Raw genomic sequence first — 15,106 nt, 5'->3', positions numbered from 1 at the left:
CCCCCCCCCCCCCTTTTTTTTTCCCCCCCCCCCCCCCCCCACCCCCCCGCTCGCCCCGCCGCGGGGGCGCGGTTATGTCAAAACCCCCCCGCCCCCGGCCCCCGGCCGGGGCGCTCGTCGCGAGGCGACCGCGGGCGAGCGACAGGTGCAGCAAGGCCTCACGCGTGATCGCGCCGGCCGCGCAGAGCGCGACATATTCGCCATAGCTGTGCCCGGCAACGAAATCGGGACGCAAGCCATAACTGGTAAGAACGTCGAACGCGGCCATGTTGACCATGCCGAGCGCCGGCTGCGCGACCTCGGTGGCGTTCAGGGCTTGTTGCTGGGCATTGCGTTCGGCGTCGTCGAACGCCGGTCGCGGATAGATATAGTCGGCGATGGCGGGCTGGCCGGGATCGTTCGTTGCCGGCTGGGCGAAGCAGGCGTGCAGCGCGGGCAAGTCCGTGACGAGATCGCGCAACATGTTGATGCGCTGCGCCCCCTGGCCTGGAAACAGGAAGCAAACGCCGCCGGGTGCCTCGGTGCTCTCGCGGTAATGCAGGCCGCTCGCCGGATGGATGGGTGTCCTCGAATCGAACTGCGCCAGCGCGTGCGCCAGCCTGCGGCGCAGATCGTCGACGGAGCTGGCCACGACGACCAGGCGGCACGGCTGGCCGCCGTTCGCGCGGCGCAGCACGTGCTGCTCGCGGTACAGCGAAAAGGCCAGTTGCGCCAGGTCGACTTGAGGCGCGCGCTGCAGTTGCTCGAGCAGGTCCTTGACCGCTTGTTCGATGTCGGCGCGGCTGGCGCCGGTAAACGCGAACAGCTCGACGTTGCGGGGCTGCAGGCTGGTCCTGTCGGTCGGCCGGTACGCATTGGCGTACTCGGATAACACCGCGTGGAAATTCGTGCCGCCAAACCCGAAGGCGCTGACGCCGCAGTAGCGCGGGTGGGTGCGGCCGGCATGGAGCCAGGGGCGCGGTTCGCTGTTGACATAAAGGAAGGAGCCCGGTGCAGCGAGCCCCGCCACTGGCCGCTCTACGCCGAGCGTGGGCGGCAGGACGCGGTGATGGAGCGCGAGGGACGCCTTGATCAGGCCCGCGATGCCGGCCGTGACCTTGGTGTGTCCGATCATGGACTTGACGGAGCCGATCGCACACGCGGGCGCCGGCGCCGAACCCATCACGGTCGTGAGCGCGGCGATTTCCGACTTGTCGCCGAGCGCGGTACCCGTGCCGTGCGCTTCGATCAGCGTAACGAGGTGCGGGTCGACGCCGGCGTCCCTGTAGGCGCGCTCGAGTGCTGCAACCTGGCCTGGCGGATGTGGGGCAGTCAGGCTGCGGTGGCGGCCGTCGCTCGCGCTGCCGACGCCGTTGATGAGCGCATAGATGCGGTCGCCGTCACGCTCGGCATCGCTGAGGCGCTTGAGCACGATCGCCCCCACGCCTTCGCTGATTGCGATCCCGTCGGCGCTTTCGTCGAATGGGCGCGAACGTCCGCGCGGCGACAATGCGTGCGTCTGGGCGAAGCACATGAACCCCAGTGCGCTATTCGTGCAATCGACGCCGGCCACGAGCGCCACGTCGGCCTGGCCGTCGCGCAGCTGCCTGAAACCGACTTCGAGCGCGGCGAGCGAGGATGCGCAGGCCGCGTCGACCGTGAAGTTGCTGCCGCCGAGATCGAGCCGGTTGGCCACCCGTCCTGCGATGACGTTGCCGAGAATGCCGGGAAAACTGTCCTCGGTCCACTTCGGCAACTCCTTGTCGAACAGCGTATCGATGATGTGATCGCGGGTTTCCTGGGACAGCGACTCCACCCGTGCGAGATACAGCGGCAGTACGGTACGCAGGTTGTAGAGCGTGCCCAGGTCGTTCATGCCGCCGACGGCCACGATGCATGCCGTGCGGTCGCGTGCGAAGGGCCGCTGGTCCAGGCGCGCATCCTCGAGCGCCTGGCGGGCGACTTCGAGCGTAAGCAGCTGGGCCGGCTCGATCGAACCGAGCGTTGCCGGTGCGATACCGTAGCGCTGGGGGTCGAACGGCATGTCGTCCAGGAATCCCCCCCATTTCGAATACACTTTGTCGGCGACGCCGCGGCGCGCCTCGAACAACTGGGCGGCCGGCCAGCGGTCGTCACTCACTTCCCGGATGGCGTCGAGTGCGCGCATGATGTTGTGCCAATAGGCCTGCAGCCCCTGTGCCTTGGGAAAATGCGCTGCCATGCCGATGATGGCGATCGGTTCGCTGGCTGCCGCGGGCTCGGCGTCTTCGTTGCGCGGCACGTGTTCCTGCAGGAGCCGCATGCTCGCACCGGATACGGCGTCGTGCAGCTCCGCCAGGCTGCAGGTCTCGTCACGCAGCCGCGCGACATCGCCCAGCATGTACAGTCCGTCGCGTCGTTGTGCGTCTTCGTCGAGGGTAATGTAGCGCTGGCTTGCAGGCACATCCGGATCGCCGTTGCGCGCCACGCCTTTCGAGGCGATGCGCAGACGGCCGATGTTCATGAGCTCGAGCGCCATCAGTGTGTCTTCGTCTGACTTGCTTTCCAGGACGAGCTGGCGCCGCAGCGCCTCGAATTCGTCGCAGAATGCGGTCCTGGCGCAGCGGGTGTAGATACCGACGCCCGACTGCAGCAACGCGGTCTCCTTGCACTGCATGGCCTGGCGCTGGAATTCCCCGACGATCGCACCGCTTGCAACGATCTCGTGGGTGAACAGGTACGCGGTACCCATCAGCACACCGACCTTCATGCCCCGCGCGCTCAGTGGTGCGGCAATCAGCGCGACCATTGCCGCCGATAACGCGTCATGAACGCCGCCGGCAAACAGGACGTGCACGGCCTCCGGATCCTTGATGTCCGCGCTGGCCAGGATGCCGACCGCTTGTTCCCACAGCACGAAGCTGCTGCGCGGGCCCGTGTGCCCGCCGCATTCGCTGCCTTCGAACACGAAGCGCCGCATGCCGCTCCCGAGAAAACTGCGCAACAAGCCGGGTGACGGGACGTGCAGATAGGTGACCGTGCCGAGTTCTTCGAGCTCGCGGGCCTGGCCCGGACGGCCGCCGGCGATGATCGCGAACGGCGGCCTGATCTCGCGCAGCACCGCCAGCTGTTCCTCGCGTAGCTCGCGCGGTACGAATCCCAGGATGCCCACGCCCCAGGGCATCGTGCCCATCAGTTCGCGGGTCGTGCGCAGGAGGGCGGCGACCTCGGGACCGCGCAGCACCGCGAGAGCGACGAATGGCAAAGCGCCCGCCGCGGCGACATCCCTCGCGAATGGCGCGACGTCGCTCACGCGCGTCATCGGGCCCTGGGCGATCGGGAAGCGCGTGCCGTGGGATCGTGCGAGCGGGCCGTCGGGCTGCAGTGCCTGCAGGGTGTGCGCCTGCCGCAGCCGGTTTTCGATGGCGTCCCGGATCGCAGTGACGATGCGGCCGACCGTACCGAAGCGCGTTCCGAGGGGCTCCGCGAGACCGATGTCGGCCCCCGCCGGGATGATCGGGTCCCCGGCGTCGAGCAAGCCGTTCAACAGGGCGTCCTGCCATTCCTCGCCCTGTGCAACCATGCGTTCGATCTCGCGCTGGCGGACGCGTCCACTCCGGCTGAAGCAGCGATAAGGCGTGTCTTCGCTGCCGACCAGCGCAGTCTCGCTGCCGTCGATCCCTGACCACGCGATATTCGCGGGCGGGCAGGGTGCTTCGGCCGTCTGCCAGAGCTGTTCGCCGATGACGACACCGCGTGCGCCAGCCAGCATGACGGCCGCCGCCGTGTGCGGACCGATACCGCCCTGGATCCAGTAAGGAATTGCCAGCTTTCCCGCGCACTCCTGCGTCAGCATGAACGCCGAGCGGCGGCACACGTGGCCTCCCGCCTCATTGCCTTTGAGGACCACCCCGTCGAAGCCCGCGTCCTGCGCCGCCTGGGCCTCGGCAAGATCGCATGCTTCCAGCAGGACGGCGCGGGCGATTTTGCGCCCGGTCCTGGCTGCGGCACGAAGGTCCCCGGAACGCACGCCAGCCAACTGCAGGACGGGCGCGCGTGTTTCGAGGCCGATATCCCCCGCCAGGTGGTTGAGGACGTCATGCCTGGCCTGGAGCAGGTCGAATCGGAGTCCCCAATTCGTCGCCTGACTCGACCAACGTACGACTTCGGCAACGGCCGCCGCCATGTCGGCAGGTGGCGTCCTGATGCCGAGGTCGAGGATACCAAGCGCGCCCGCGCGGCTCGCTGCGATGGCAATCTGCGGCGCCAGCCGGAATTGCGGGCTGAGCGCGATAATCGTTGGTAGTTCAGTTTTTACCGCGTTTGACGCATTCATGAGGATCTCCACGGTGTCTCTTCAAATAGGCGGTTGACCGCCCGCTCAGGCATGAGGGATGACCATCAACGCCCCTTTGGAAAATACCTGCCAGAAATTCGTTGGATCATGGCGGACGCGTGAAGATCGGCCGCCCGTGGAACGGCGGGACCTGGCAGGTACCCGGGCCGGAAATGCCAACGATTGATGGGTGCGCATTGATATGCAGACGCCGCCGCCGGGCTCGCGATACACCAGCGCACATGCCGGCGTGCGCGCGTCGACCCTGGCCTCGTCCGGCCAGCCATGGGGCAAATGCATCGGTCCGTCGTCGCAACCCACCACCTGCAGCCTGCCGGCCTCCGGGCGCAGTGCTTCGGTGACGGGCACGAATAGGAACGGAGGCTCGAGGACATCGAACACCGCTGCTTCGAGCTGTGGGCCGAGGCCGGGATCGAACTTCACGTAAGCCGCCCCGGCTTTCAGGATCGCCAGGATTGCGCGCACCTCGGCGATCGAAGGTTCGAGTCTGACGATACAGAAGCATCCCGCGTGCAGGCCACGACGCTGCAAATACAGTGCGAGTTCGTCGGCCTGATGGTCGAGCTCACCATAGGTCAGCAGCTGGTTGCCTGCCTTGACTGCAGGCGCACCAGGGAATGTCTGGGCATTCACTTCAAAGCGGCGCTGCAAGGGAAGTGAATGCAGATTATTTATCGTCACGCATCCGTAATCCGATGGATGCAGTGCCCTGCATAATTTTCTGAGGATGTCTAATTCACTTCTATATTGCGGTGCAGTATACAAAGTGTCGTCATCGAGGAATAATGAAATATTACCCCGGGCCGGTATTCTTGCGAGTTCCAGTCCAACGTGCATTTCTCTCTCCCGGTCATTCCGTGGGCGGTTGGTTCACGACTCTACAGGACGGCTCTTTCATTGCTTGATGGCATGTTCTGGCACGAGTTGTTCTGGTGCGACTTGCACTGGCATGGGGGCGGCGAGCGGCAATTCTCCTGTTTGTTTTTTGTGCTTGACGCTGCGTTTCTTCAGGCTGTTGCTGAGTTCCGAAATCAGTTCCGTGGCCACGAAAATGATCTGATTGACACTGAGGCCGGTATGCAGCATCTCGCGATAGAAAGCGCGGGCCAGCATGCGCGCGAACTGGTTCGGATTTTGCATGATCCCATTCATTAACTGCTTGACTGCCGAGTCATTGGATTGGGCGATCGCCAATTGGGCAAATCTCGAGTTGAGAATATTCTGCAGTTGGATCACCTGAATGGACTTCGTCACCAGCGGTGTGAGAACACTGAAAAGTTGCAGGTCTTCTTCTTTGAATCCGCCCGGCTGCAATGAGAGTGATGCATGGATGACTCCAACGATTTTTCCTTGTAAAACAATCGCGGATACCATGCTTTCGGTAGTGCCGTGGACATCATAGGCGCGCTCCGGATCGGCGGAGGTCTCGCTGACGGTCGCTGCATAGATCACGGGTTTCTGATTCGCCAGCAGCTCGGGCAGTGGACCGAATTGAGGCCCGCTATCGAGTGGCGTCTGCGAAAGATCGCACTCGGCCAGGATCAAGATGCTGCAGCCTTTCGCGGAGAGTATTCGGGCAATGACCTCCGACAGGGCATCGAGACACTCCTTCATGCTCCCTTCGGGCGAGAAGCGAGAGAATTCTTCCCTTAACCGGGAAGCGGTCTTATCACTCAGCATCATGGCATCCTCATAAGATTATTCAGCATCCGACTTATACATCCTGATGATTATTATGTTTTCGATGGTGAATGACGTGGGGCGTGATTACTGTCGTTAATTGAATTCGTGCCGGCTGGCAATAGTTATTCTGGTGATTCCTGCTAACTACACTCATATGTCGTGCGTATGATTGTCGAATCCAGTGCGTGCGCGTGTAATCATTGCCATAAACCTTAATTAGACATTATCACCTGTCGAATGTGGCTGTTTGATTGCAGTCAAACCGGCGGATAAGCTCGGCCGCGCGTAAAGAGACGGCGGCGCGATATTCCAGGACATGTCGTGAAAGCACAACTTTGGTGCGTCGTGTTGGTAATAAGGCGGAAGAATATAACTATTTTTGCTGCGACGCACCATGCATTCGGAGATGACTTGATGGGGGCGGGTCGATGACTGGTTTCAGGTAATGCAGAGCTTGCCAAAAAGCGCAAATCCGGATATGCCATTCCATCCAGGCCGTTTAATGATTCAAGGAATCTAAGTTTAAAGAATTGAAATTATCCGAATGAACCGGCCGACCTTGTGAATTGCGCTTTGCCCGGATGAAGCATGGGATCGTTGAATTCGGCCTTGCGGGCAGTGTTTCGGGAAATTGCTCATTCGTGGACGCGAACGTGGAAGTGGGTTGTGCCTTGATGACCGATCGCTTTCGATCGTCAATGCCGGGCCGCCGCGGCAAGGACATCGGCGGGGCAGGGATCGGGCACGTCCATCGTTACGGGAAGCTGCGCACCTGGATAAGCGAACGGGGGGATGGTCCGTGCGGACCCGCCACAGATGCGCGCTGGTGGCGCCCGGTCGGCACGGCACCATGGTATGAAGCAGCTGGCGGTCTGGTGTGGGTTCTCGCGGCCTTCGACCGCCGCGCGTAGCGGTTGAAGTGGCGCGGCGATCGCCGATACCGTGGAGGTGCGCTTGGCCTTTTTACCGGAATAAGGAGACAGGATAGGTGACGTCTCCTTATTCCTCCGGACTCAGACTTTCTCCAGTATCAGGCCGGACACCGTCAACCCAGGTCCAAAACCCAGGCACAGCACGCGCGTTCCTGGCCGGATGGCTTTTTCGTCCAGAATCGCTTTCATTATGTGCGGAATGGTCGCAGAGGACATGTTGCCGTTTTCATGAAAGACCGACTTGCTGAACGAGACCTGATCTTCGCGCAGGCGCAGTTCGTTCTGGACATGCTCGACGATTTTCGGCCCCCCCGGGTGGATCGCGAACATCATCGAGTCCTTGTCGCGCTCGAAGTCCATGCCGATCCTGCGCATCAGGTCGGTGGCAAAAGCGTAGACATGCCGCTTGATCACAACCGGCACCATGACAGACAGGGTCACCTGGAACTGGTGGTCGGTCGGCATCATTGTGATCGCATCGGCGGCGTCGGGCAGGAGTTGCTCGTTCAGGGCGAGGATGCGCAAGCCCCGCAGGCCGTGCTCGCGCGCGTAACTCTCGGAGCACGCCGAATACTTGATGAAGCCGTCAGCAAACAATGTCATGGCGATGATGTTTTCGATACCGCTGTCCTCGATGTTGTGATGACCGGACAGGAGCTCGGTATGGACGATATCGATCCGCCGTTTGGGTGGAGCGGCACCGGTAAGCGACGAGGACAGGAAGCCGTGCGCCATTTTGATCGCGGGAAACGCTCCATAGCAGTGTTTATGGTAGCAATGGGTTACAGCGGTATCGAACCATTCCTTGTGTGCGACCACCCGTTCCACCGGGCTGGGTGCCAGGTAGCCGGAACTGGTCACATGGATCAGGTCGTCCGGTCCGGTCATCGTATCGCAGTACATGTCCGTGACGCAGTCGTTCACGATTCTTTCATAGCTGAGGTGGCGGGTTTTCAGGTCGGCCCCCTTCGTATCGTCGGGGCCGGCGAACAGGCGCAGATGCTCCTGCGTGGGTTCTGCCAGCACCACGTCACCATCGGAAATGCGGATATCGGTCACTTTTGGAAAGAAGACCAGCTGCCGCTGCCTGATCTGGTCGGACGAGACCGCGTATTTCGCGAATCGACTTCTCATGTCGGCCAACGCCTGGCGCTTGCCGTCCTTGGTCTCGATACCGTGCACCTTGCAATAGCCACGGGCAAGGCCGAATGCCGATAGCTCCAGCGCGAAACGTTGCGACACCGGTTTGGAGACCTGTATGGGTTTGAAATCGACCAACACCGGATTGACATCTGTATTCATCATGGCCTCCTTCTGCTCTCGGGGGATAACGCATTGATCAGGTCCAGGCCTCAGCTTATCGCCAAGTCCGCTGCATAAGGACGCGTATGCGATTTCGTTGATCCGACTCAAAGCTCAGCCATGGGATGTTTTGAAAAGAAATAACCCAGGATCAAAAAATGTTGCTTGCAAAAGTATCGGGTCATCCAACGCTCGGTCGGTTTTGTGTTGTGCGACGCAAAATGTGGGGCTTGAACAACGGTTTTCCGGACTCGGCGGAGGCGCCGCGCTTCGGTTCATGCGCGTGCCGTTCAGAGGGACAACGGGGATGGCGGGCCGGGGCGACGACGCGGTATGCGTTGTATTGCGATCGCAGCAATTTCGGCCAATCATTGATCAAACCAAAACCTTAGCAAGATTGAACGTGCAAGAGTGAGCGTTGTAAATTTTTCTTCTGAAAATTCTCATTATCAACTTTTATTGGGGAAAAAATAATGCGACAAATCAATCTTTCACTTGCACTGTTCGTCATGGCAGTCGTTTCCGGCTGCGGCGGCGGCGATTCCAGCAATACGACCACGGATGCCGGCTCGGTGGGCTCCACCCCGGGCGGAAGCGGCACCGCGAAACCGACATTCGCTGCCCAGGTGACGTTCGGCGACAGCCTGGTCGACGTCGGCAGCTATGCGGTCGGGGGCATTCAGGCATTGGGCGGCGGTAAATACACGATCAATGGAAACAATACGACGGTGAGCCCGGCCCTGGATGGGAAGAACTGGACCGAAGTCCTGGCGAGCCAGTTGAAACTGCCGGCACCGTGCGCGGCCCAGACCGGGCTGGAAGGCGACGCCGCCAAGGGTTTTTCCATACCGGTTACCAACCACGGCGGTTGTTTCGCCTATGCCCAGGGAGGCGCCCGCGTGAGCAACCCGGTGGGGCCCGGCAACAAGCAGACCGGATCCGCGCTGGGACTGCTGACGCTCCCCGTCGCGGCCCAGGTCGCGAACCATCTCGCCGCCAGCGGTGGGAAGTTCAAGGGCGACGAAATCGTCGTCGTCATGGCCGGCAGCGCGGATGCGCTTGCTGAACTGGACAAGTTGAAGGCGGATGCGACTGCAGCCGGCGAAGCTGCCGGCAAGGAGGCCGGCGACAGGGTGGCAAGGAGCGTGTTTGCGCTCTCGCTCACCGGCCAGTTGCTCAAGGCCGGCCTGAATTCCGTGAATGCATTGCGAGCGTCCGATGCATTGATTGCCGAGCTCGCGAACCCGAACCACACCCCCGACAGCCTGGCGCTGGTCCTGGTGGCGGCCTCGCTGCCGCATCCGGGCGATCCCCAGCCCCAACCGGGCGGCACGACGCCCGACTGGCCGTTCCTCATACCCCAGATGATCGCCACGGCGACGGCTGACGCCAAGGCCGCCGCGGCCCCGATTGCTGCCAGTGCCGCGGCGAAGGCCGGCGCCGACTATGCCGACGCAAACGGCCCGCGTGTCGTGGCCGCCATGACAAGCGCCGCGGCCGACCTCGCTGCACTGGTCAAGACCAGCATCGTCGGGAAGGGCGCGAAATATGTCGTGGTCAATAACCTTCCAGACCTGACGATCAGCCCATTCGCGCTAGCGCAGCCTGCGTCGTCCCAGGCACTGATCAAGACGATGGTCACCGCTTTCAACGACAGGCTCAAGGCTGACCTGGCCGGTCAGGCCGGCGTCCTGTTGATCGACGTCGCGAGCGTCAGCCGTGCCCACGCTGCCGACTCGAAATCCTTCGGCCTGACCAGCGTCACCACGCCGGCTTGCGGCCCCAACGCGCTCGGCGCCGTCCTGAATTCGCTTGTGTGCAATGCCAGTAATACGATCGGTGGCGACGTCAGTCATTTCATGTTTGCCGACGGCGTTTATCCGACGCCGTTCGAGCATTCGTTGATCGCCAAGTATGTAGCCGACCAGATGACCCTCAAAGGTTGGCTGTAGGGCCCGCGGCGGCGACGCTGGCCGCTTCGGCGGCCGCGTCGCTGCGTGACAGCTCGTGATGTTGTTCGCGGGTGACAAAACATAGTTCCACAAAGAAACATGTCGTAAGCCGATGCTAATATAGGCACCTGCTCATCCGCGCGATCATGCAAATCTTTAACTTCCTCCTGCTGGCCGGTGCCGTGACGGCGCTGTTCCTGGCCTCAGTCGCCTGGACCCGCCGTCACGCCCCCGGAGCGCCAGCGCTGCTGGCCATGCAGCTGAGCGCGGCCTGGTGGCTGACCTGCTACGCGCTGCCGTTCGCGCGCCTGTGGCCGGACGACGGGATGTTCCTGCGGATGCGCGTCATCTTCCCGGCCGTCGTCGCGATCGCGCCGCTCACGCTGGTCTTCGTGCTGAGCTACACGCGCGGCACGAACAAATGGCCCCGGTCGCGGCTCCTGGCGCTGGCCATCGTGCCTGGCGTCGTGGTCGCAGCCGCGCTGTCGCCACTGCACGACCTGTGCTTCGGGACCTGGCGCGGCGAGTCCACGGACAGCATTTTCCGGATGGGCCCCCTGTTCTGGGTCCATTCGTTGTACAGCTACGTAGTGGTCGCGAAGTCGGTGCTTGCCCTCGTGGCCGCGTACGACCGGGGATCGCGGCACGTGCGGCGGCAGACGCGCATCCTGCTGGGCGCACTGCTCGTCCCGATCATCTGCAACGTGACGTTCATCGCGGGCGTGTCCCCGCCGGATCTCGATCCCACCCCGATCGGCATGGTCGCGAGCGGCATCCTGGTGTCGCTGGCGATCTTCCGCCGCGGCCTGTTCGATCTCGTCGCCGTGGCGCGTGAAAAGATCGGCTCGGCCATCACCGACGGCTTCATCGTGATCGACGCCCAGCGGCGTGTCGTCGAAAGCAATGCGGCGCTCCGGCGCATGTTCGACATCGGCCAGCCGGTCAAGCCGGGCCGCCTGCTCGGCGAACAGCTGGCCGAGCTGGATGAACACGTGGCCCGCCTCGGCAATGCCCCGACGACGATGGAATTCGTGCATGGCGGTGCGCGGCATCTCGAACTGCGCACGTTCGCCATCGGCGACGATGACGGCAACACGATCGGCGCCGTCCTGATCGTACGCGACGTCACCGAAGCGCGGACGACGTCGCTCGCCCTCGAGCAGGCGAACGCGCAGCTCAAGGCCCAGCTGGACACCATCCAGTCGATGCAGGCGCAGTTGCAGGAGCAGGTCATTCGCGATCCCTTGACGGGGCTGTACAACCGCCTCTACCTGACGGACGCGCTGGCGCGCGAATTGACGTGCAGCGCGCGGACCCAGGGCTCGTTCGCGGTCGTCCTGATCGACGTCGATCACTTCAAGACGGTCAACGACGTGCACGGCCATGCGCTCGGCGACGCGATGCTGCGCGCGCTCGGCGCTTTGCTCCGGCAACAGGTCAGGCCGACCGATTCGCCATGCCGGTACGGCGGCGAAGAGTTCGTCGTCATCATGCGCGACGTGACGCTCGACCTGGCCATCGAACGCATCAACGAATTGCGGGTCGCGTTTTCCGCCCTGCGTTTCGCGTCCAACGGCGCCGATGTCGGCAGGTCGTTCTCGGCGGGCGTCGCGCTGTTTCCGCTGCACGGCCGCGACGAGGCGACCCTGCTGGCCGCAGCCGACGCGGCGTTGTATGCGGCCAAGGCCGCGGGCAGGAACCAGGTCTGCGCGGCGGCTGGGTGCGTTTCGAATCCTCGGCCCTTGTCGCTCGGCTGACGTTGCCCGCGGCTGCGCGTCAGCGCAGGTTGACCGCCGCCAGCTTGCCGGCGCTCGTCAGGATATACAAGACCCCGCGCTGCGAGATCGCCAGGTTGCCGCCCTGCGGATAGGTCCACACCACCTTGCGCGTGTTCAGGTCGACCGCCTGCGTCGCGGTGGACGAACTCACGAAGGCAAGGTTGCGCGTCACGATGACGTTCGAGAAGTCATTGTTGCCCAGGTCGACAGTCCACAACAGGTTTCCGTTCGCCGGTGCGTGTGCCTCGAGTGTGCGGCCGTTCGCGCCGAATGCGTACACGGTGCCGTTACCGTAGGCGGCCATGCCGAATGTGTAGCCGTCCAGCACCCACGCGCGCGTGTGGGTGGCCAGGTCGAACGCCATCAACTGTCCGGACGCGACGATCGCCTGTCCCGTACCGGTCAGGACCACCGGGGCGGCCGTGAAATAGGTGCTGTACGGGTAGGGCGCGCCGATGGCATAGGCGCTGCCGCCGTCGGCGGCGTCGAACACCTTCAGGATGTTGTCGGGTGTACTGTACGTGTAGACGAAACGGCCATCGGTGGCCGGGCTCCAGCCTTCCTCGACCGTCGAGGGGACCGTCCAGGCGAACTTGCCCTCCTGGTCGGCATATTTGGCGAGGCCGCCGTAGTAACCGTCGATCGAGTACACGTCGGTGCCGACTACGGTAGGGGCCGAGTAATTACTCCATTGCGAGCTCATCGCGGTTTGCTTGAGCAGCGCGCCCGTCGCCTGGGAATAGACCCACAGATAGGTGTCCTCGTGCCCGGTGGATGTGACGTAGACACGGCCGTTCGCCGCTGCCGGCGGGTTTACGTGGTTCAGGTTGGTGAGCTCGACGTTCCATGCGATCGTGCCCGAGTCCTCGGAGATCGCCAGCAGTTCCCATTGCGTGTTCACGCCCTGGCGGACGATGAATACCCGTCCGTTGTCGATGGCCGTCGATGCGTATCTGCTCTCGGAATTGACCGCACTGGACAGCTGCCAGCGGCGCGTGAACGTGGCGGGATCGAGGCTGGCGTCGACAAATCCCGTATGGGCCGCGTTGCCCTGGTACGTCGTCCAGCTGCCCAGCCCGTTCACCGGGGCGAGCGCGGACAGATTGGTTGGCGACTTCACGTTCACGGTGAGCGGCAGCGTCCACGGCGAGCCGGCCACGGGGCGTTGGCAGGTGCGTACGTCGTCATCGCACATGCGCAACTGCAGGTTACTGTTGTACGTGCCCACCGCGAGGGCGTTGCTGGTGGCGGTCGAGAGCGTGAACACGTAATGGCCGTCCGGCGCGAGCGTCATCTGGTCGGGCGGGGTCACGGTGAGGCTGGCGGGATCGAATACGCCGATACTGGCGACGCGCCTCGCGAGTTCCTTGTCCAGTTGTGCTTCGAAGGTGACGGTGGTCGCCTCGCCGGGATAGGTCGTCACGCTTAGGCTAGGCACCGACAGGGTCAGGCGCGCCGCCGCATCGGTCCTGGATTTGACCTGCACCGTCAGGGGCACGTGCCAGGGCGACCCGGGGAACGGTTTGGCACAGGTGAGCGGTGCATCCTCGCACACGCGCACCTCCAGCGAGGTGGTATGGGTGCCGGCGCTGAGGTTCGGGGCGGTACGGAGCGTGGCGACATAGGACATCGCCGAGGCGCCCGACACCGATACATCGGTCGTGACCACGCCTTTCGTGTCGATGATGCCGATGTTGAAGGACTGGGCAAAGGTGCGGCTCGACGTCGCCGTCACCGATACGGGCATGCTTTCTCCTTCGTACTGGCTGACGGTCGGTGCCGCCGGATCGAACGTAAGCCAGGCCCCGTCCGGATTGCTGGTCCCGGAACCGGACCCGCCGCCACCTCCCGAGCCGCCGCCGCCGCATGCGGCCAGCGTGAACGCGAGCGCGCACGCGAGCAAACCTCGCACATCTACCTTCATTACATTTCCTTGACTAGAATGATTGCAAAAACGACATTTTAATCTGGAAACGTTTTCGGGTGTAAATATATGTAACTACGCCATCACGCCTTGGCCAAAAAACTTCCCAGCGTCGCCAATAGCGTCGCCCCATCTACACCGTCCGGGTCGGCTTCGTCCACGGTAGCCGGCATCACATCCGGGTTATAGCCTTCCCACAGCGGCTGGATCAGTCCCGCGCCGCCTTCCCCGAGCAGATTGCGCACGACGCCGAACGCAGTGCGCGGCAGCTCCAGCGCCGCCCATTCCGCGGTCGCATTGGCCGGCCCCGTCCCGACGGGCACGCCCAGCCGCGTGGCCATCAGCGCCCGCCGCAACTGGCGCAGCTTCTTCGAATAGCCGTCCTCGATCGCGCGGTCGAACGAGACCAGGTCGGCGGCGCCGTCGAACGTCATGCCGCGCCGCCGGAAGTGGCTCGTGCCGACGAGGGAATACACGTCGTCGACGATCACCACCGCACTGCGGATCGCGGTCGCGCGGCCGGGAAAGCCGAGCGGATGGAACACGGCCAGCCGGTCGCTGATGATGCCCGGGAATGTCGAGACGAGCGCCTTGCGCGCCCCGATCGCCTGCTGCACGAAGGTCTCGAAGTTCATCGGCGGGCCGCTGTGCGCGAAATCGGTGTCCCACGGCAGCGCCACCACCACGCGCAGGTCGCGGTGATCCGTCATGCGGTCGATGATCACCTGGGCCAGGTCGAGCATGTGGGCCGGCATGCCGCCGTTGTCGGCGGCCGTGGGCGCGAACTGGGCGCTTTCGATGTAGACGAGCTCACGCGCTTCGCCCAGCGCGCGCCGCAGCGACCACAGGGCGTCGCGCCGGCCGTGCTTCGCCACCCAGTATTCGCGCCGGATCTCGCGCAGCAGCCGGTCGCCGTTGGGCGAGTTCACGGTCGGCGGCGTGCCGCCCGGATTGACGGCGTTCGAGACCGCGTCGACGATGTCCTGCACCGTCGTCGCATCCTCGAAGGCCGATTCCGGTGTCAGCGACAGCTCGGGCGTGTCGCACACGGCCGCGATGGTCTGCAGCGCCGCGCCCATGCTCGTGCCGGCGTTCGGCGCCGCATCGTTCGGCGGCGTGGCCGGTTCGTTCATGTTGTTGCCGGCACCGTACAGGATCCAGCCGTCCAGCAACGTGGGCGCGCCGGGGAAGGGCAGCGGCGGCTTGGCGCGGCGCAGCGC

8 protein-coding genes are annotated in these 15,106 nt (G+C 63.6%); 2 read left to right on the top strand and 6 right to left on the bottom strand.

Features of this window, described 5'->3' with window-relative positions; translation table 11 throughout:
* The 4 genes from ACEN88_RS10465 to ACEN88_RS10450 form a co-directional block, all read right to left on the bottom strand.
* Nucleotides 1–4,165, bottom strand: a 4,165-nt coding sequence (locus tag ACEN88_RS10465) for a beta-ketoacyl synthase N-terminal-like domain-containing protein (protein WP_413339394.1), incomplete at its 3' end; no start/stop codon positions are given.
* Between the two features lie 174 nt (nucleotides 4,166–4,339).
* The gene (locus ACEN88_RS10460) at nucleotides 4,340–5,152 is read right to left on the bottom strand and encodes an AMP-binding protein (RefSeq protein ID WP_413339393.1); all 813 of its coding nucleotides are present in this window, start codon (nucleotides 5,150–5,152) and stop codon (nucleotides 4,340–4,342) included.
* Nucleotides 5,153–5,209: 57 nt separating this feature from the next.
* Entirely contained in the window at nucleotides 5,210–5,995 is a 786-nt protein-coding gene (locus ACEN88_RS10455; RefSeq protein WP_413339391.1) for a GAF domain-containing protein, read from the bottom strand.
* Between the two features lie 1,016 nt (nucleotides 5,996–7,011).
* Entirely contained in the window at nucleotides 7,012–8,232 is a 1,221-nt protein-coding gene (locus ACEN88_RS10450) for a 3-oxoacyl-[acyl-carrier-protein] synthase III C-terminal domain-containing protein (RefSeq protein ID WP_413339389.1), read from the bottom strand.
* A gap of 473 nt (nucleotides 8,233–8,705) precedes the next feature.
* On the opposite strand from ACEN88_RS10450, the gene ACEN88_RS10445 reads away from it, so the two are divergent.
* A complete protein-coding gene (locus tag ACEN88_RS10445; protein WP_413339387.1) occupies nucleotides 8,706–10,184 on the top strand; it encodes an esterase in 1,479 nt (492 codons plus the stop codon).
* Nucleotides 10,185–10,330: 146 nt separating this feature from the next.
* Nucleotides 10,331–11,941: a diguanylate cyclase gene (locus tag ACEN88_RS10440; protein WP_413339385.1), complete on the top strand. Its 1,611-nt coding sequence runs from the start codon at nucleotides 10,331–10,333 to the stop codon at nucleotides 11,939–11,941.
* 19 nt (nucleotides 11,942–11,960) lie between these two features.
* On the opposite strand, the gene ACEN88_RS10435 is transcribed toward ACEN88_RS10440, so the two are convergent.
* Both ACEN88_RS10435 and ACEN88_RS10430 read right to left on the bottom strand, forming a co-directional pair.
* Entirely contained in the window at nucleotides 11,961–13,886 is a 1,926-nt protein-coding gene (locus ACEN88_RS10435) for a PQQ-binding-like beta-propeller repeat protein (protein ID WP_413339383.1), read from the bottom strand.
* 83 nt (nucleotides 13,887–13,969) lie between these two features.
* A partial coding sequence (locus ACEN88_RS10430; protein ID WP_413339381.1) for a hypothetical protein occupies nucleotides 13,970–15,106 on the bottom strand: 1,137 nt, incomplete at its 5' end.

Origin of the sequence: Massilia sp. CT11-108, from assembly GCF_047302915.1 — a bacterium.
Taxonomy (GTDB): domain Bacteria; phylum Pseudomonadota; class Gammaproteobacteria; order Burkholderiales; family Burkholderiaceae_D; genus Telluria; species Telluria orientalis.
Note: the sequence above shows the minus strand (reverse complement) of the source record. Positions and strands in the feature narration are given on the sequence as shown.